Genomic DNA, 19,741 nt, shown 5'->3' on the forward strand with positions numbered 1-19,741 from the left:
CAATTAAAGACATGCGGTATATGGGTTTAGATGTGGGTGATAAAACAATCGGCGTTGCCATAAGCGATGAGCTTGGAATGGTGGCAACGCCATTAACTGTAATACGGCGAAGCACAAGCGTTAAGAAAGACATTGCCGAGATTAAAAAGCTGGCAGAAGCTTATCAAGTCGGCGTTATCGTCGTTGGATTGCCCCTAATGTTGGCAGGTACGGTTGGAGTCCAGGCAGAAAAGGCTAAGGAGTTTGTCGAAGCACTCAAGCCACATGTCAAAGTTCCAGTTGAACTTTGGGACGAACGGCTGACGACTGTTGAAGTGGAACGGATACTCGTCGAAGCAGACCAGTCGCGTGAAAATCGCAAAGCGGTTGTTGACAAACTAGCAGCGGCGGTGATGCTTCAATCCTATCTCAATCGTAAAAGGCGCGAGGTCCGCAATAGTGAGCAATCTTAGACGTATTGGCTTTTTGGCAGCATTCCTTCTGGCAATCGTGGCGTTAGGGGCTTTGCTTTGGCTTAGTTGGGGGGTATGGACGCCAGCAGGTCGCGACCGCAAAATAATGGTATTGATACCCAATGGTTCCTCTACCAAAAAAATTGCACATTTGCTGGCAAAATCGGGTGTTATCCGCAGCCCCTCTGGTTTTATTTTGCTTGCACTTTGGCAGCACAAAAGCGAAAGTCTCAAGCCCGGTGCGTACGAGCTCAGTCCTGCCATGACCCCCAGCAAAATTCTGAAGAAAATCGTCGCGGGCGATGTTAGCGCAAAGTGGGTTACGTTTCCAGAAGGGTTTACTACTTCGCAGATTGCCGAGCGTCTTCATGCAGAAGGCTTGGCAAATATGGATAGATTCTATAGCTTAGCACGAACCAGAGGGTCAGCTTTTACTACAAGCTTCCCACATCCAGGAGATGACTTAGAGGGCTACTTATTCCCAGATACCTATCTGATTTCCATTGGCAGCTCAGAGGAATCTATAATTCAAGAGATGCTCGATAATTTTGGAAAAAGAATAGCGGACCTGATGCCTGAAATTGCTGCAAGCGGCATGAACCTTCACGAGATTGTTATCTTAGCTTCGCTCATTGAGCGTGAAGCACGCATTTCAAAAGATAGGCCGCTAATATCCGCAGTTCTTCGAAACAGACTTTCGAAAGGGATGCATTTGGAATGCGATGCCACTATTCTATACGCCCTTGGAAGGCACAAGAGCCGCCTATTTTATAGAGACCTGGGAATAGATTCCCCATATAATACTTATCGGTATCCGGGACTCCCGCCTGGTCCGATTGCAAACCCTGGCCTTGCTTCTATCAAAGCAGCACTCCATCCCGCAAATGTGGATTATCTTTATTATGTAGCCAAACGAGATGGTTCGCATATCTTCAGCCGAACTTTAGAAGAACACAACCGTGCAAAACAAATTGCGCGTGGAGGGACTGGTAGGTGAATAAGCTCCTTAAGCTTCTTTGCCCTGATGAGTATTTATCTTCAGTGAGCCAGATAGACTTACAAGCATTACGAAATCGCGGTTTTTCAGCGATACTCGTTGATTTAGATAATACATTGGTGCCCTGGAGGAAAAGCGAAGTTCCCAAAGCAACTCACGATTGGCTTCAAAAGGCAAAGGAATATGGATTCAAGGTTTGCATAGTCTCGAATACACGGTTTCCCAATCGGCTTAAGCGCCTTGCGAAAGAAATGAATTTGCCATATGTGAATAGGGTATTAAAGCCTCGGCGCGGAGGTTTTAGAGAGGCACTAAGACTTCTTGGTGTAGAGCCTGAACATGCAGTTGTAGTGGGTGACCAGGTTTTTACCGATATTTTGGGTGGTGAAAGGCTAGGACTATATACCATTCTAGTAAGGCCCCTTTCCAAACATGAATTCATAGCAACAATAATCAGCAGGTTTTTCGAGAGAATGCTTTTAAGGTTTTTTGAAAGGCGCGGAATGCTTGCCATCAAAGATGGTGCAAAGCCTTCGTAGACGGGAACATTTGAGTAATCTAGAGCGTCAGAAAAGGGAAGATGGAAAGTTGAAAGGACTGTTGAGCGGCGAGACAAAAGTTGTTGGCGTTTTCGGATATCCCGTGCGTCACAGCTTGTCTCCTGCAATGCATAATGCAGCTTTCCAAGAGCTTGGGCTAGACTTTGTCTACGTCCCGTTTAACGTGCACCCTGACAATTTGGAAGCCGCGGTTCGAGGTATCCGCGCGTTGCAGATAGTCGGCGTGAATGTAACAATCCCACACAAGGAATCAGTAATTCGATTCCTTGATTGGGTCAGTCCCGAAGCCCAGCAGATATCTTCTGTAAATACAGTGCATAACTCTGAGGGATTACTCAGAGGCTACAGCACAGATGGGCAAGGTTTTATCGAATCGCTGGGTCAGATGGCTGCTGAGGTGGTTGGCAAAAAGGTTGTCGTGCTAGGCGCTGGTGGTTCAGCAAGGGCAATAGTTAATGCGTTGGCTGTTCGAGGTTGCCAAGTGACTGTTGCAAATCGCACGCTTAGTCGAGCAATTGAAATGGTTGAGGCGCTTAAAGCGAAGTTGGGTGAGCATCCAATTCACGCAGTGCAAATAGAAAGCGAGGAAGCACGGCACGCAGTGGAGGGAGCAAACTTTCTGGTCAACTGCACTTCTGTCGGGATGTTTCCGCATACCGATGAGCAGCCGGTTCCTTCGGAATGGTTGCACAAAGGGCTGTTGGTATACGATTTGATATATAACCCAATGGAAACGAAATTGCTACAAGCGGCACGCAAGGTTGGATGTAAGGTAATGAATGGTATTAAGATGCTAGTTTATCAAGGAGCGATTTCATTTCGGATATGGACTGGCTTGGAGCCACCAATTAAGGCCATGGAGGAGGCAGTGGTGGCTGGATTAAAGAGAATGAAGTAAATCTTCGGAGCGGCCGATTGTATATAGTAAGACAGGATGGTATAATATTTTGAATAGGATGTTAGAATGCACGAGCATGGGGTGGAGGTCCTAAAGCAATGGTAACGATGAGAAAAGATATAGGCGATCTCCTTCTGGAGGCGCAAGTAATAACACCTGAGCAGCTTGCCCAGGCAAGAGAAGCTCAGAAAGCTGCACCTGGGGATATTGGCCAGATAATCATGGATCTTGGTTTTGCAAATGAAAAACAGGTGCTACAGGCTCGTGCACGCCAGCTGAACATACCGTTTGTAGACCTTACCACCCAGAAAATTGATCCTGCTGCTATAAATGTGGTGCCTGAGAATATAGTCAGGCGGCACAAGGTAATGCCGGTCATGAAGAATGGCAATCGCTTGACGGTAGCAATGGCGGATACAAACAACATAATGGCGCTTGACGACCTAAGGTCCGTCACGCGATTGCAGATTCAACCGGCGCTTGCTACTGCTCAGGCGATTGAGGAAGCTATCGAACGCAATTACCGTGGTGGAAGCAGTGACGCCGCAAGTGCTACTCCAGCTGCAGCCACAGGTGCCCCGCTTGGCGGGGGGATAGCAAGCATTCAAGATGCGATAGACTCATATAGGTCTCGCGAGGTTGCCGAAGAAGAAGACCCCGATGCAGTTGCAAGGGTTGCCGAGGAAGCCCCAATAATCCGGGCAGCCAACACAATCATACAGCAGGCCATCCAGCAGGAAGCAAGCGATATCCATGTCGAGCCCGACAGGCGCCATGTGCGCGTGAGATATCGCTTGGATGGCGTTCTGCATGAAGAGATGACGCTTCCAAAATATATTCAAGCACCCTTGATTTCAAGATTTAAGATTATGGCGGAAATGAATATCGCTGAACGAAGGGTGCCTCAAGATGGACGTATTGCCGTTCGAGCAAATGGAAAAGATTATGACCTTCGTGTGAGCTGTTTGCCAACCATCTATGGCGAGAAAATCGTCTGCCGAATTCTCGATAAGAGCAGTGTATTGATTGGTTTGAACAAGTTAGGTTTCTCGCCGGAGTCACTTGCAAGGCTTGAAGAATTAATAGTGCAACCTAACGGAATGGTTCTTTCTACGGGTCCAACCGGTAGCGGCAAAACTACAACCCAATATTCTGTTCTTCATAAGATTAACTCGGTAGCAAAGAACATAATCACAATTGAAGACCCTGTAGAGTATCAGCTTCCAGGAATATCACAGGTTCAAGTCAACGTCAAAGCAGGCTTAACTTTCGCAACCGCTCTAAGAGCTTTTCTGCGGCAAGACCCCGATATAATTATGGTAGGTGAAATGCGAGACCTTGAAACAGCAGAAATAGCGGTTGAAGCAGCTCTTACAGGTCACCTGGTTCTATCCACATTGCATACCAACAATGCCCCATCAGCCGTTATCCGAATGGTGGATATGGGGGTTGAGCCATACCTGATATCCGCAACCGTAATTGGTGTTCTGGCGCAAAGGCTTGCTAGAAAAGTCTGCCAGAACTGCAAAGAACCCTACCAAGTGCGTGCGAGCGAGCTTCGAGTGCTAGGTTACCCGGTAGAGGATAAGAATGAGATGATCACACTCTACCGTGGTCGCGGCTGTGAGGTGTGTAGGCATACCGGTTTCAAAGGAAGAATTGGAATCTTCGAACTTATGTGCGTAAATGATGAGATTGCCGAGCTTATCGTACGCAGAGCACCTCTTGCCGACATTCGCGAAGCGGCAAAAGCAAATGGAATGAAAGAACTCCGGGAGGATGGATTAGATAAAGTCCTTCAAGGGATTACCACTCCTGAAGAGGTCAAGGCTGTAGTCTTCACCGCAGGTCATTAAAGCTTGAATTCCTTTCCTAATAAATAGGGAAGCAGAAGTGAGGGGGACACATTGGTACAGGATGCCATGGTAACTGCCCAAATGCAACAACGTCCGATTGGTAAAGTACGTCCAATCGAGGAAGTTCATATAGATGACCTTCTTAGATTGGTGGTGGAGCGCGGAGCTTCTGACCTCCACCTAGCAGTAGGGGTGCCACCAATTCTCCGAATTGATGGCCAGCTTATGCCAACTAATTATGAGAAGCTGACACCAACGGACAGTCAGAGGCTAGTGTATGATATTCTAACTGACGAGCAAATCCAGCGGTTTGAAGCCGACCTCCAGCTTGATTTTTCGTATTCTTTGGCTAAAGTTTCGCGCTTTAGAGTTAACGTTTTTCGCGATAAGGGCACAGTAGCAGCTGCTTTCCGGGTGATTCCCACACGAATTCCTACTATTCGCGAGCTGGGTCTTCCAGTAATACTTGAAGAACTTTCAAGAAAGCCTCGCGGATTGATTCTCGTGACAGGGCCGACCGGTTCAGGAAAGTCCACAACTCTGGCGGCGATGGTCAACCAGATAAACTCTGAGAGAAGTGCGCATATCATTACCATTGAAGATCCCATTGAGTATTTGCATCAACACAAAATGAGCATCATTAATCAGCGTGAGCTTGGCCTCGATGTTCGGTCGTTCTCGGGTGCACTTCGAGCTGCTCTTCGCGAAGACCCAGATGTAATTCTCGTTGGCGAAATGCGAGATTTGGACACGATATCAACTGCAATAACATGCGCTGAAACAGGACACCTAGTGCTTGCTACACTACATACAATCAACGCGCCCCAAACGGTTGACCGTGTGGTAGACGTGTTTCCGCCTGAGCAACAAGAGCAAATCCGGTTTATGCTTTCAAATAACTTGGAAGCCGTTCTATGTCAACAGCTGTTGCCTAGAGCAGGAATGCCAGGCCGCGTTTGTGCAATGGAGGTAATGATAGCTTCACCGGCTATAAGAAACCTCATTAGAGAAAATAAAGCACACCAGATAACTTCGGTTATACAGACTAGTGCTAATCTTGGGATGCAGACAATGGACCAATCGCTAAGAGACCTATATCAACGCGGCCAAATAACATATGACGAAGCTCTATCACGAGCGATGAATCCTGATGAATTCAAAACAATGGTAGCAACTGCCGGACGCGGCCCCATGCCTGGGAACGCTAATGGACGATAGGAAATATCGGGCACCGCTGATTTAGGAGTGAAAAGATGGCAACCTTTGCATACACAATCAGAGACGCAACAGGCACAATACGGCAAGGGATATCGGAAGGTGAAAGCGAGGCAGCGGTAGCACGGTCGCTTCAAGAGCGCGGCTATACGGTTATGAAGGTCCAACGCACAAAAGCTTCCAAGCCCAAGTCCGCTGGGATGGGATTTGGGCGCGTGAAGCTTACCGACCTTGCTATCTTTTGCCGTCAATTTTCAACGATGATTGATGCGGGTGTTTCACTCGTAAGATGTCTTTCAGTCCTTGCGGAACAAACGCAAAGTCCTAAATTGCGGCGAATTATTGCTGATATTGAAGCCCAAGTTCAGGGCGGAGAAACGCTTTCAAAAGCAATGTCCAAATATCCTAATGTTTTCAGCAATTTATTCATCGGTTTGGTTCGAGCTGGCGAAGTTGGCGGCGCGCTTGAAGAAAGCCTTCAGAGGTTATCTACCTTCTTGGAAAAAGATTTGGAACTCCGCCGCAAAGTTAAATCCGCAATGACATATCCAACAATCGTCGTGATTGTTGCGCTCATAATTGTTATCGGCTTGGTCACGTTTGTGCTTCCAAAATTTATGGACCTGTTTAAAGACCTCGGCGTTAAAGAAATGCCATTCACAACGCTAATACTTATGAATTTCAGCCATTTTCTGACAACGAAATGGTATATAATGCTAGGTTGCCTTATTGCGTTCTTCGTAGCATTTCGCCTTTTTGTCAAGACCAGGGTTGGACGTCGAATTTACGACCGAATAAAGCTTAAAGCACCGGTATTTGGAAAGCTAAATCACAAAATATGCCTTTCGCGATTTTCGCGCACGCTAGCAACGCTTCTAATAAGTGGTGTCCCGATACTTCAGGCTATGGAAACTGTCGCAGGGACAGTGGCAAATGAAATCATCGGTGATGCGATTCTAGAGGCGAGATCGAGAATTCGCGAAGGCGATAGGATTGGCGAACCTCTTCAAAAAAGCAAAATGTTCCCGCCTATGGTGGTCCAAATGATAAGCATCGGCGAAGAGTCCGGTGCGCTGGACCAAATGCTTGGAAAGATTGCGGACTTCTATGAAAATGAAGTAGATGCCGCGCTTCAAAGCCTTACAGCTTCCATCGAACCTGTAATGATTGTATTTTTGGGTGGCGCTGTAGGTTTCATAGTTATCTCAATGTTCATGCCGCTCATCACAGTTATTGGCAATCTTTCACAAGGCGGCGGCGAGTAGAGCTTAGGAGAAAAGCATATTAGCAATGCCCGAATGGCTCGGTGCAGCGATTGCATTCATATATGGGACGGTGGTCGGCAGTTTTCTCAATGTATGTATCTGGCGTATGCCGAGGGATGAGTCAATCATCCGGCCAGGTTCCCATTGTCCATCTTGTAAGACACTCCTCCGTGCATGGGATCTGGTCCCCTTGCTCAGTTTCTTAATTCAAAATAGGCGCTGCCGTTATTGTGGTGAGCCAATTAGTTGGCGGTATTTCTTGGTTGAATTATTGACGGGAGGATATTTCGCAGTAACATATATCTGGTTCGGATACAGCGTGAACTTTTTTGCGAACGCGCTTTTTGGAGCTGCACTAATCGCAGTTTTTTTTATAGACTTAGAACATTGGATTATACCAGACCAGCTAAGCCTTTTTGGGATAGTAGTTGGTTTGGTACATGATGGAATTGAGTTGGCAATCGGGGGTAGGCAACCATATTGGATTCCAGTACCGGGTACGGATTTGCTGTTACCTGTGCCACAATCAATAGCAGCGATCATAATCTGCGGCGGATTTTTCATGGCAATCGCCGTTATCAGCTATTATGTCTTCAAGAAAGAAGGCATGGGCGGCGGCGATATTAAGCTAGCAGCAGCGATAGGTGCAAACTTAGGAATATGGCCTTCGATGGTATCATTCCTAATTGCGGTGGCGCTAGGCAGCTTGATTGGCATTGGCTTGATTTTGGCAGGCAGGAAAACAAGAAAAGACTATGTTCCTTTTGGGCCAATGATGGTTGCCGGTGCAATAATAGCAATATTTTTTGGCCAGCGAATACTGGATTCATATCTAATTTTTAGTGGACTTGGCAACTAGGCGGGGTCGGATACTTGGTTCTGGCAAACGGAGGAATGAAAGATGCTACTAAAAAAACATGGCGGTTTTACAATTATAGAACTTTTGACAGTTATTAGTATCATGGGCGTGCTAGCGGCCTTAATCTTTCCAGTCGTAGCTTCTTCACGCGAGAGCGCAAAGAAAGCTCAGTGTACGAGCAATCTTCACCAAATTTGGACCGCTCTAAAGCAATTTCAAATGGACGAACACCGATATCCAGATTTTATTGCAGGTCCGGCGTATAAGGAGAATGGAGCAATTGTACCGCTAAACAAGACTTCTGGCATGGATGCAACCGGCCGTGCTGTGTCGCTATACCCCGAATACATCAAAGAGGCTAGTGCTCTAAATTGTCCAAAATCAGTTGTCAACGGAGAGGGTGTGGAATATAAGCAAACGGACGTCGCCCCAGACCCATTAGGCAGAACGTGGTATGAGACCAACGCAACAGACCCCAATAACCCAGAGCCGCAGCCAGTTTTTCTATATAAATACTCCAGTTACGATTACCAGTGTCCAAGACCACTTGGATGGAAACCTGAGGCGCATTATTCCATCGAGTGGCCGCTAGATGATGACGATGATAAGCTTCAGGAAAATATAGTAAAACAATTAAAATGGCGAAACCCACCTGCTGAGACAGTCGTCGCTTGGTGTTCCTACCACAGGGATGTCACGCGAACAGGGGTTAGGCCCAATAGCAAAGATTTAGTGCTGTTCTTGGATGGACATGTAAAACAACTGCCATCTTCATTGGGAATTGATTGGAAAAACGCCTGGAGGAACTTCAAACAATAGAGCAAAATCAAGCTAAAGTTTGCCGAAAGGTAACTAAAACAGATGCTTGCTTCCTTATTTATTTGAAAAGAAATGGCAAGGCTGTTGAAGTTACCTTCTTTCACGTTTAAAATTGGAACATTAATCGAGTTCGGGGAGTCAAATAACTGGTAGAAAAATAGCGCTTAAATGCGCGAAAATGCCAGGCAAGTATGCGCCCTCCGGCTCATCCGAAATAATAAAATTGGCCCATGCTCTCAATAAAGTAAATTGTTGCATGAGAACGTTGGAGAGCAGGACCAAAGAGTAGTGATTGAGACGGAAGCCGGCGCATTCTTTTTAGGAAGACCGATTGGTGAAGCCAATGAAGCTTCTGGTGCGATTAAAAAATGAGCAAGGTATTTCACTAGTCGAGGTTCTGACAGCAATAGTCATATTCCTCGGCGGCATACTCATGGTAGTACGCATGTTTCCAGGTGGTTTTGCCGTCGTAAAGCACAGCGAAGACGTTACCCTTGCAAATCGCCTTGCCCAACAGGAGCTCGAGCGGTGGAAAGGTATGGCTGCCAATCTTCCTGGCGGAATCTTGCCTTGGGGTTGGAATGAAACCTCCGGCGCCTATACCGTGCTTCCTGATGTTAGTCCGGACAACTTGCGCGACCCTGTCGAACCTAGCGATGGGTGGCCAGCAGGGTTTAACATGTACTATTACACAGATGTTAACAAATTCCGCCACATCTATGCCGAAGCTACCAGGATTCCCATGCCATTAAACCCAGCGGCCCCCGATTCCTTAGGTTCGATTTACATACTGGGATTCAGCCCCATAGCATGGGATGGCCCAGAATCCATTAAGGTTTATAGCGGTCCGATGCGACGGCGAAATGTTTGGCTTGGGATTCCTACGCTCAGAAGCCTTAGTGAATATGCCATTGATTACGACAATGCAATTATCTATCTGCGGGCTACTCCCTATCCCCGGCGATTTATAATTACCTACTCCTATTGGGACAATGACCCCTTGGTGGATGGCAGACCTGACTTGGTTCCGGTGGTTAGCCAAGAAATTATTGTCAATAGCAATACTGCCAAGCAAGTTGACCCCTACACTGTGGCAGTAGATATTCCCGGCCCAGCAGGAACAAAGCTGTCTACAGAACCTGGTTACATGTTTATTGACCACGGCAGCGATTCGCTGCATCGAATGTTCGAGCTGATTGATGCAGGTGCTCAGTGGAATCCGAACAATCCGTATGAATACAAAGTTTTAGACTATGTAGCCGGCGTTATTTATTTTAACCCATATGGATATGGCTACGAAGAATATACCGCACGCGGAAAAATGCCTTTGATTGCCTACATAGACTATAATGTTCTCGATTGGCATATTATTCGTGAGGAGCGAAAACTCCCCGACCGCATAAACAGTCCAGCAGATTGCGAGTTTAAACTTACCCTTCGGTTTATAAAAAAGGCTGGGGAAACCATTGAACTGAATGGCCAAAAATATGAAGGATTGGCGGCATATCCACCTTATAATTATCTTCCATATGATGTATTAGCGCTCGACGTGGAAACTGGCGCATACTATACAGAAGATAGCAAAATGAGCGACGGAACTCCAGCATTGCAGGTTAATTATAAAGACGGCATAATCCGCTTTCATCCTTCGTTTGCCGGCAAAACATTTCGCGTCTACTACCGCGCAGATGGGGATTGGGCGGTTCAAGTTTATAAAACCTATGATGTATACCGCAAAAGCGATAGGCTGAGCTTGGATTACCGCCAATACCATATAAACAACAATGGCGTAATGACTTTCACCAGATGCTATGCTGGCATGGCAGTAGCAGTGGATTATACCTTCGAGGCTACCATCCAAGGGCAGGGGCGCTTAAGGCTTACCAGGAATGGCGATACTTTCCGCATTTCGGAGGCTACGGGCCCCGGAGGTTACTGCAGTGTTGATATCCGCCAAAGATTGTTGGACTTATATGGTCCAGACTCCGACCCGAGAATTCTATTTGTAAGCAAGGTCTATGGCGTTACCCTCGGCGCAAGGGTTATTTGGCGTGACTCCGGCCGCGCGCTGAGAGCTGGCAAATGGAAGTCGGCAGATATACAGACATATCTGACGCGGGCGATGCAGTAAGCGGTGAAAAAGAAGGCTGCTAAGAGAAGATGAAACGATTTCTCAAATCCAATAAGGGATTCACGCTCTTAGAAATACTGATCGTCATTGCCTTGACGGTGATTGTTCTGGGACTGGTCTTTATACCGGTTACCAGGACTTTTGAATTTACTCGACAGGCCGAAGTGATGGTCAGGACCCAGGACAACGCGCGCATCGCCATGGAGCAGATAAGCCGTGATTTGGCTGACGCCATGTATGTTTTCGACAATACGCGAGACCCAATCAATTTTAAGGTAAAAGATGCAACAGGAAAAACAGTTTTCGTCCCGGTATATTACGCCAAAATTGATTTGGTTCTTCCGCGCATGAGGTGCTATTGTACTAGCCCGAAACATCCTAATAACCAGCCGAGGGATTTTCCAAGACACGACCCTTCTAATCCCGATTTTGACGAATCAGCGCCACGGTGTAAGTATGATGGCTCATTGCTGGAAATCCGGCCCGCCGAGCCACTAGCGCCTGATACTTTTATTGTTCGCTATTTTATAGGCCTAAGAGACCCGACAGCAGAGTATTCGAATAGTTATGCGAGCAAGACAGCAGCCCCGGGTACTGATAATATGTTTGTCCTTTACCGGGCAGAGTTTAGTCTCTATGATGATAACTTATTTGATCCCAGCATTCCCGTGGAGGACCGACTGTCTTATCCAAACTTTTTCTATGATGAACCATACTGCAGGCGCTGGAAGCAAATAAGCAGGCCTATGGTTACGGTGGAGAATACCGACCTAGTAAACATTAGGTTCGAAGGTGTCAATCCAATCGTTATGCCAACGGTAAAGTTTATGCCAACGGCCGTCTATAACGACCCAATGGTTCCAACTATGGAAAAGAGTGATGCTCCAGAGTTTGGCGATGCACCACCAACCGTTTATAAAGCAACCTATGGACATTGGGTTTTGCCCTATGAAGTCATGCTGTTGCGAAAAGATCCGAAGAATCCAGGCTCGCATATATTGTATAAGACAGCTCAGGGCACCGATGGAAATGGCAATCCGTTTATAGGCATCTTCAGGGATGGAAAGCTGATATTCAATATAACAAAATACCTAGCTACGAAGAGCACCAGTAAATATGGCGCTGGGGTAATCGAACCAGCGAAGCCTGAGGTTGCCTTCACGATTGATCCGGTTAAAGGCACTGCGAATTTCGCCTTTCCGGTAGTAAATGACCAAATCAGCAGCAAAGCGGGCGGTACAATGGCGATAAGCAAAATGGGTAGCACTGACGATATCAACGCGGCTTATATTAGTTCGGGATACCGCGACCGATACCGCCGCTTCCTAATCAATGACCCAACTGATACTTCAGACCCAGTTTCAGAAATACTACTTAATGCACGGGTTGTCCCGATGTCCGAGCGTGTAGTAGCACCTTGCGCCACCCCGGGTCCAAACTATGGAAAACCAATTCTGTATAGTCGGACTCCACTATATTGCTACGAGCCAGATTATAACCAATACAAGCTGGATATTGACTATGGCATTGGAAGTAATGGAACACCTTGTGAAGGCGTCGCGGCAATTTTCTTCCATTCCCTTCAGACCCAGGAGAGAGGGTCGGGTGTACCATTGCCGCCGGGTAAAGACAATGTCTTTGTCTTTTATCAGGTGCAAAACAATCTTGCAGATGATACATTGCGAGCAAATTATGTGACAAAGAGCTTGATAACGGTGACGTTAGGCATAAAAATGTATGACCCAGCATCAGGTAAACCACAGAATATCGAACTTACAAATAAGGTGCGCATTAGGAACGTTGCCTCATGAGCGGGTGGTGTAAACGAATGCAAAAAGATCAACCAGGCAGAAATACATTAGCTAACCAAAGAGGCCAGTCGCTCATACTGGCATTGACAATTATGTTCCTTTTGCTCTTCCTTGGCGGCATATTTGTTGCTCTCATTGCTCGAAACTTGGTGAGAGCACAAAGAAGCGGCGAAAGCTTGTCAGCGGAGTATCTTGCCGAGGTTGGTATACGATATGCGGACCACCAACTAACCTACAGCGAGGAAGGGGCGGACTGGCGGCCAGTGCCGACATTCCCGAAAGTAGTCCAAGCAATAGCAAATGGCCAAAACCCTGAGTCCTTACCTCCGGCAGATAAACCCAACCCATTGGACCCTGATTACCAGTGGCTGATAAAAGGTTTCAGCAGGTTTAATTATGGTAAAGGACGATTTCTCCTCCTCGTAACCTATGAGCCAAAGCGTGGCGACCCGATGTCAAAGTATATCAAGATAACGTCAATTGGCCGCTCGGGAATTGTTGACCAGAATGACCCTACTACTTGGACAAAACAGCCTTCTCGGTTGCGCTCTGAACTCGTTGCATATAAGGCAATTTGCATTACCGATTACGCCAGGTTCATAACAAACAAAGATAGAAGGACAGGTGCATTACCCCTAGGCACTCCAAGGTTTACAACAAACTTCGGCGAGCTAGTGAATAATACTATTCATGGCGCACCTATCCGCGTAAATGGCGATTTAATCTGGCATGGCAAGAACTACGTTTGGCTGGATGCAAGCAGAGGCGATGTTGTTGAAGTGGCTGGCGATATAAGCCATGCCGCGCCGCCTTCGCCATCGGAACCAGATGTCACCGCAGTCTATGTTAATGGTGTTCAGGCAGAGGAAAGCAGTTCGCCGACTTTCAATACGAGTCCAGATGATCCTAATGCTGAGATTGGAAAGTACAGAGATGGCAGGCTCGAACCTGACGTCCAAAAGAGGCCAAGGCACATTACAAGGATTGAGCCACCTTTGATAGATGCACTAGGTACCGCAAGCAGGGTAACAAGATATCGTGAGCTTACTCGGAATTCAGGCGAGTGGAGGCAGACAAGACAAGGCGAATGGTATAATACAGGCTATTACGGCTGGGGCAAGGGTATTTATATCGCAAACTTTCGCGACGTCCAAACTGAAAGCGAGGGTTATACCCTTCGGGCAAACTGGACTCAGCCTGGAACAGAGTATTGGAATGGCCCATATTACACGCCGCCTGCTGTAACTATCACCCTTTTCCCTTACGACCTCGATAATGCTGATAATGATAATAAACCTGAGACCGGACCAGATATTGTTATAACCAGGGATGAGAGAACACGCTATATATGGCGCGACCAGGATGGCAATCCTCTTCCTGCTACCGGCGAGCAAATTATAATGCATTATCCAGAAAACGGCGTGATATTTGCCGAGGGGAACATACGGATTAAAGGCGTGCTTCCTCCAAAGGTCCAGCTCACCGTTGTATCTGGCGCAACCATCTACATTGATGGAAACATTCTCCGAAATCCAGCCGAGCCCAATGAAAGCGCAATCGCTCTGCTAGCCGAAGATTATGTATGCGTAAACACGACGCAGTTTTTTGGGCCTGCAAGAGAAGTCCCGCTTCCAAATCCAGGCGCAGAACATTTTGACGTTTCTCCAAAATCGTCGTTCTGGTTTAGTTTTGCATTTGGAGCAGATCCTGCTAGGGCATATCCGAACATTCCTGTCAGGCTTTATGCGAGACATACAGCAGCTCCTGGTGGCGCAAGCTATATAAACCTTTTGTTAAACTATCCGCCAAGCCAAGCCGAAGTAAGTTCCAATCCATATTATTCGTTCTACATGTTTAATCCAAGTGCAAACTTAGTTCCTTTGCGATATGTTTATCCTCTTGGCGATATGATTTTGAATCCAAACACTTATTGGACCCAGCAATACGATGAATGGGAGTGCGCGGCATTCCCACTGGAAATCTCCTATCCTGGTAATAAGAGTCCAAATTATGCGATTTGGGGGCTACCGGGCAAGGAGAATTATATTGGTTTCCAGCTCGACCAGAGTATGCCGTTTGGGACTGGTACGCAGGATTATTATCTCTCGCGAGCGTTCATCCAACCGCTAGATATAAGGATAGAAGCACTCATATATGCGCAGAATAAGTCGTTCTTTATTATCCCCGGTCCGTGGATGAATCCTGATCCAACGGACACAGAGGAAAACTTCCGAAGGCTTGGTCGTAGGCCGCCTGGAACAAATCCACTGTGGCCGTTTTATGGCCAGCCACCTGATATAAGAATAATTGTCTACGGCTCCATAAGCGAGAATTTGCCTGCGCCCATTGGTGATTCAAGCGCTTGGATGGAAAAGTGGGGTTGGATTCCGCCTGAACATGGAACGTCAGGTGAGTTTGTTGATGCATATAGACCGCCTCTCGACCCCAACCAGGATGGGAAAACAGACAAAAGGGCGGGTTTAACCTTTGTTTACGACGATCAGCTGTCATATCCTTATGTAGCAATCAGCCCAACTCAGGAGCTTCCAGTTCGCCGTGATGAGTATGGTAGAGTTCTGCCACTACTTCCAAAGTTGCCAGTAAGCCCGCAAATGCTTTATATGGGTGAACCCACTTAATATGGAATATTTGGAACAAGACGGGCTGTGAAGTAATCAGAATAAATGGAAAACATGGGCTACACCGGTTGAAACGGTGGTGAATTTTTCATGAGATATAAGTTTATAACAATAATTGCAATTTTGGTTTGCATTGTATTGCTGACCAGCGTAGTGCAAGCGGCTGGCTTTGTATATTCAGGTAGCCGAAAAGAGATCAAAGCTGGCGTTTTGATCTTTAAATACAATAATGCAGGAAATATTGAATACAGCAGAGCAAGCGACCCATATATATTCTATGTGATGGACCAGCGGAGCGAGCTCAAGCCAGCCGGCTGGGAGTTCGTCAATCCTTTGGCGCCCTCGAGAGTGACACCAGACATTATTAATAGATGGGGGTCAGCTTATAAAGCTGGCGACCAAGTAACAAAGGACATGGCTTGCTACTGGGAAGTCAAGATAGACGCTCCATTTTCTGATTTAGCAAAGTTCGACGTGCTCTTTATGACATGTCCTTCCAGTTCAAACCTTTTGCTTAAGCCACGTGATATCGAAAAACTTCGGAAAATGGTTGACGCCGGCGGTGTAATTTGGATCGAAGACCGTGGAGGCGCTAGATTCAGTGACACAAATGCTTTTTTCATACGCGATTTGGATTTTGGCACAGGCGGTTCGCCAGGATTAGCAGATGTTCCCAACCCAGCACATCCGCTGCTTACCATGCCTTTTACTCTTAGCTGGGAGGAAGTAAGCAACCTCGGACCAGGTCCAGAATTGATTGGAAGGAACTTTATATCAGCCGCAGACCCTCACTATTTTGCCCCCGTAGTTCTGTCACAAGGGAGATTAATTGTGGCGGCTGCTCAATACGGCAGCGGCCATATCGTTGCTGTTGGTGAGAACGTGGGGACTGCAATTAGTGCCGCTGTAGGTAACGGCCCATACGCAAAACAGAATTGGATGCTTGCCCAAACCGAAGACTTGAAATTCGCCTACAATATTGTAAGCTGGGGCTCGGAGCATACTACTTTCCATAAAAATCCTCGCCATACAGGTTATTCATTTGAGCGAATGAGTAACAACTTGGCGATACTATGGAAATTCCTAACACCGACTGGCTCAATGGAAACAGGTTCCTCGCCAGCTTTCCTCGACAATATGGTTTTTTACGTTGACAACCAGGGCATACTCCATGCGTTTGATCTCATGCCAGAACGAGATAGAGACAACGATGGAAATCCTGACGATGGTAAACCCGATTTTGGGACAGGTACACCTTACGATGAAGTGTGGTTTGATCAGGTTGGCCCAGCATCTTCGCCCACGACTGCCTACGTTTCGGTGGGTGGTAACTTTATCCCTGCTGTGTTTGTGACAACAAAAGAGGGCAAAGTTATCGGGTACTGCGCTCGCGACGGAAGCCAGAAACACGACGCCCTTAATCTCGGTGTTCCTTTTGCAAGCGATTACGATATTCCCGCGCCAACCTTTTGTGATGGCGTGCTATATTGTGGAAGTTCGGATGGCAGGCTTTATGCTCACGACTATAACAGAGATATTTCCTGGGTGTGGCCAAGGCCGCCTCAGTTCTCAGGTATTGGCCAGGTTTTAAACTCGCCTACAATTGGATATTTCCGCAATCCGGCGACCGGAGCAGTTGACCAGGTGCTTCATCTCGCGACACGTGGTATCAAAGGAACATCCGATGGCGCCATCCAGTGTTTCCCAATTAAAGTGTTCGGCGAGCCCCTTAAAAAGGTCGGAGCTACTGGGACAGGAACAAGCATTTATGAAATTGCTTTACCAAGCACCGCCATAATAGAAACCCCGGGTTCATATCAGGTCTATTATGTGCTTCCCGATGGAACAATAGAAGATGTCACAGGCAATGTTATAAGAATTAACCAGCCAGGAAAGTTCGAAATCAACGAGAGCGCTCCTAAGCAAATTCCTCCTGGAACTGGGTTATTCGCCAATTATGAGGTAGATTATGCAAGCAGTCTAGCCACCGGCATGTATCGCCAGCGTATTACCGTAAAAACGCGTCGCCCAACGGGAATAGGTCCTGAGGGTGTCGGAGTTCTTTCCACCCCAGCAGCAGGGCCAAATGATGTGCTGTACTATATTGCAGAAAACGGCTCAATCTATGCTGCTCAGGAAAGCGGACGCGGCGCGGCTGTCATTAAATGGCGATGGTTCCTTGGCGATCCTGGCGCAGTGCAGCTTCTTGGCGGTCAAGCTTTGCCCGTTGGGTCGCCGGTGATAGGCGATGACATAGTCTATGTTGCTGTAAATGTAGACGGGCAGGGGATGATTCTCGCCTTCGAAGCTGACCCCTCCTTTGTAATCAATACTGGCGTCCCAATTGACCGCCGCAGACCAGTCGAAGTATATCAGTTTGATACGCTGAATCCGGGCGTCGAACCAGTGCCAATAGGAGGAGCTCCTGAAGATAGCGGAGGCACTGCCGCGTACCGAGTAGACTATGAGAGGGGAAGAATTACATTTGTCAACTTCCGCGATCCTCGAAATAGTCAGACCGAGCTTTCCGCCTCTCAAGACCTGGTGGTAAAGTTCTACATAGCCGAGGAAGCAGGTGGCAGTGGTACGCCAGAGTCTCAGTGCCATGCTGCATTTCCGCCTAGCGCAGGCTCGGTAGCTTCCACCTGCCAGTGGTATCCAAATGACTCATGGAATAATCTAAGATGGTTTGCAAGGCTGCCGAATAATCCATTAGGCAAAACAGAAATAACTTCATCGCCCGCATTGATTGGAGACACATTGTTTGTTGGTTGTGCGAATGGCATGATTGCTGTCTTGGATGTCGGCAAGCTAAATGAGAAATTCCGTGGCCCATGCTCAAATGTTTCCCAAGACCCCGAGAGCGTTAAGTTAATCAGAGTTTTTCCTGCAATGCCCGGCATAAATCCTCCCAGCGTTGCGGGCAACGTATGGGCGACTGTCGCAGGGCAGAACGGAATCCTTGCGGTAGCGACACAAGCTGGATTGGTCGTTCTCCACAACGGTCTTACACTTGTGGCTGACGGCAAGCGAATACTCGAAATTGATGCAGGCGGCTCAGCCGTTTGGTCGTGTGATTCGACGATAAGCTTCGTTAGGAGCACGTCTCCAGCTGGCGATGTTTACAGCCAGGTCAACACGCCTCTAAACAGGCCTTCGGTAGCAAGGCGAACAGTAGGTGGCGGAATCGTTGTTGCAGATACCGGAAACAACAGGGTTGTGCTAATAGACCGGGCTGGAAAAGTGCTTTGGCAGATTAGCGATTTTGTGGACCCTCGTAAGAGTACGCCGCAGGATCCTTATAAGCCAAATGATTCGTTGAACGAGCCAACCGACGTTTATATGTGGATACAGCGAGACAGAAGCACAGGTTATCCAGAATATCACTACCTAATTGCCGATGCAGGAAAGTACCGAATTGTCGAAATTGCCGCAAAGTATATTGATAATGTCGGATTTGTGAATGAACTTGTCTGGACAACTCGAACTTTCGAGCAAGGAAAACGCTACAGATTTAAGAAACTGTGGTCGGATTTTCCACAAGGTCGAAGGTCAACCCTAATAGCAATTGTTACAAACTACCAGCCACAATCGCCCGACCCATCCGATGCAACATTGCCCGACCCAACACTTGCTCCCGAGGCGATTGGTAGAGAACGTGAGGGTGGCGCGCTTGTCGTTATTGACCCAAGCCCTGATATGACAGCCGCTGACCTTGCGACCAATCCTTCTGCCGGTCTGATAAGAACCGTTGTTACGGAAATAGAGGCAGTGAACGGGAAAAAGTTCCAGTTGTTCAATCCAACTTGCTTTGATAGATACAAAGTCAGTAATACGCGCTATTACGACCTAATAACTGATTCAAGGGGAATTTATATCATAGACCATGCCGTGAGCGGCGGCAAAGACGTTATTCAGGATATCTATGCTTGCATGTCAACAGACTACTTCAAAGCCACAGGGCGTTTGATGATGCCTGTGCATGGAAAGATTTTGCCGAGTCTCAATGTTTTGATAACAAATATGGCATCTTGGGCAGGGGGACCGTTTGGGTTCAGCGGAGAAATTGTAGAGTTGGATCCAACCAGCTGGCCAAGCAACTGCGGGATTGTTGGAACTATTAGCGCTATTCCTGGAAGTTACGAACTTCAGCAGCCAAGTAGCGCCGAAAGGCAGTAAAGAATTATGTCAAGCCAAAGTTTGAATAAGGCCAGGTTGCTCCCCAGACGGGAGGTGAAA

Annotated in this window: 13 protein-coding genes; all 13 read left to right on the plus strand. The window is 47.3% G+C overall.

Going from position 1 to position 19,741, the window contains the following annotated elements:
* The first annotated feature begins 11 nt into the window (after positions 1-11).
* The 13 genes from ruvX to QHH26_11500 all read left to right on the plus strand — a co-directional run bounded on the left by ruvX (position 12) and on the right by QHH26_11500 (position 19,681).
* Entirely contained in the window at positions 12-452 is a 441-nt protein-coding gene (ruvX, locus tag QHH26_11440) for a Holliday junction resolvase RuvX (GenBank protein ID MDH7482568.1), read from the plus strand.
* On the plus strand, positions 439-1,449 hold the full coding sequence (mltG, locus tag QHH26_11445; GenBank protein ID MDH7482569.1) for an endolytic transglycosylase MltG: 1,011 nt from the start codon (positions 439-441) through the stop codon (positions 1,447-1,449). The genes ruvX and mltG overlap by 14 nt, the downstream gene beginning before the upstream one ends.
* Positions 1,446-1,988 (plus strand): YqeG family HAD IIIA-type phosphatase, encoded by a 543-nt coding sequence (locus QHH26_11450; protein MDH7482570.1) that lies wholly within the window; start codon positions 1,446-1,448, stop codon positions 1,986-1,988. Before mltG ends, QHH26_11450 begins: the two co-directional genes overlap by 4 nt.
* A 10-nt stretch (positions 1,989-1,998) precedes the next feature.
* Positions 1,999-2,907, plus strand: a complete 909-nt coding sequence (locus QHH26_11455) for a shikimate dehydrogenase (GenBank protein MDH7482571.1) — start codon at positions 1,999-2,001, stop codon at positions 2,905-2,907.
* Positions 2,908-3,005: 98 nt separating this feature from the next.
* Positions 3,006-4,763 (plus strand): ATPase, T2SS/T4P/T4SS family, encoded by a 1,758-nt coding sequence (locus QHH26_11460; protein ID MDH7482572.1) that lies wholly within the window; start codon positions 3,006-3,008, stop codon positions 4,761-4,763.
* An 81-nt stretch (positions 4,764-4,844) separates the two neighbouring features.
* Positions 4,845-5,981, plus strand: coding sequence for a type IV pilus twitching motility protein PilT (locus tag QHH26_11465; protein ID MDH7482573.1), 1,137 nt, complete (start codon positions 4,845-4,847; stop codon positions 5,979-5,981).
* Positions 5,982-6,016: 35 nt separating this feature from the next.
* Positions 6,017-7,243 carry a type II secretion system F family protein gene (locus tag QHH26_11470; protein ID MDH7482574.1) on the plus strand — a complete coding sequence of 409 codons (1,227 nt, stop codon included), beginning with the start codon at positions 6,017-6,019 and terminating at the stop codon, positions 7,241-7,243.
* A 25-nt stretch (positions 7,244-7,268) separates the two neighbouring features.
* A complete protein-coding gene (locus tag QHH26_11475; protein MDH7482575.1) occupies positions 7,269-8,102 on the plus strand; it encodes a prepilin peptidase in 834 nt (277 codons plus the stop codon).
* A gap of 42 nt (positions 8,103-8,144) precedes the next feature.
* The gene (locus QHH26_11480; GenBank protein ID MDH7482576.1) at positions 8,145-8,921 is read left to right on the plus strand and encodes a type II secretion system protein; all 777 of its coding nucleotides are present in this window, start codon (positions 8,145-8,147) and stop codon (positions 8,919-8,921) included.
* 343 nt (positions 8,922-9,264) lie between these two features.
* Positions 9,265-11,052 (plus strand): hypothetical protein, encoded by a 1,788-nt coding sequence (locus QHH26_11485; GenBank protein ID MDH7482577.1) that lies wholly within the window; start codon positions 9,265-9,267, stop codon positions 11,050-11,052.
* 29 nt (positions 11,053-11,081) lie between these two features.
* Positions 11,082-12,863: a type II secretion system protein gene (locus QHH26_11490; GenBank protein ID MDH7482578.1), complete on the plus strand. Its 1,782-nt coding sequence runs from the start codon at positions 11,082-11,084 to the stop codon at positions 12,861-12,863.
* 17 nt (positions 12,864-12,880) lie between these two features.
* Positions 12,881-15,502: a hypothetical protein gene (locus tag QHH26_11495; GenBank protein ID MDH7482579.1), complete on the plus strand. Its 2,622-nt coding sequence runs from the start codon at positions 12,881-12,883 to the stop codon at positions 15,500-15,502.
* A gap of 90 nt (positions 15,503-15,592) precedes the next feature.
* A complete protein-coding gene (locus tag QHH26_11500) occupies positions 15,593-19,681 on the plus strand; it encodes a hypothetical protein (protein MDH7482580.1) in 4,089 nt (1,362 codons plus the stop codon).
* The last annotated feature ends 60 nt before the right edge of the window (positions 19,682-19,741 follow it).

The sequence above is a fragment of the Armatimonadota bacterium genome (assembly GCA_029907255.1).
In the GTDB taxonomy this organism is placed as follows: domain Bacteria; phylum Armatimonadota; class UBA5829; order DTJY01; family DTJY01; genus JAIMAU01.

What these genes read in the sequence shown, in the direction of transcription:
- QHH26_11500 (MDH7482580.1), top strand. Translation starts at nt 15,593, where the DNA reads ATGAGATATAAGTTTATAACAATAATTGCAATTTTGGTTTGCATTGTA.
- QHH26_11465 (MDH7482573.1), top strand. Translation starts at nt 4,845, where the DNA reads ATGCAACAACGTCCGATTGGTAAAGTACGTCCAATCGAGGAAGTTCAT.
- QHH26_11495 (MDH7482579.1), top strand. Translation starts at nt 12,881, where the DNA reads ATGCAAAAAGATCAACCAGGCAGAAATACATTAGCTAACCAAAGAGGC.
- ruvX (MDH7482568.1), top strand. Translation starts at nt 12, where the DNA reads ATGCGGTATATGGGTTTAGATGTGGGTGATAAAACAATCGGCGTTGCC.
- QHH26_11490 (MDH7482578.1), top strand. Translation starts at nt 11,082, where the DNA reads ATGAAACGATTTCTCAAATCCAATAAGGGATTCACGCTCTTAGAAATA.
- QHH26_11475 (MDH7482575.1), top strand. Translation starts at nt 7,269, where the DNA reads ATGCCCGAATGGCTCGGTGCAGCGATTGCATTCATATATGGGACGGTG.
- QHH26_11470 (MDH7482574.1), top strand. Translation starts at nt 6,017, where the DNA reads ATGGCAACCTTTGCATACACAATCAGAGACGCAACAGGCACAATACGG.
- QHH26_11460 (MDH7482572.1), top strand. Translation starts at nt 3,006, where the DNA reads ATGGTAACGATGAGAAAAGATATAGGCGATCTCCTTCTGGAGGCGCAA.
- QHH26_11480 (MDH7482576.1), top strand. Translation starts at nt 8,145, where the DNA reads ATGCTACTAAAAAAACATGGCGGTTTTACAATTATAGAACTTTTGACA.
- QHH26_11485 (MDH7482577.1), top strand. Translation starts at nt 9,265, where the DNA reads ATGAAGCTTCTGGTGCGATTAAAAAATGAGCAAGGTATTTCACTAGTC.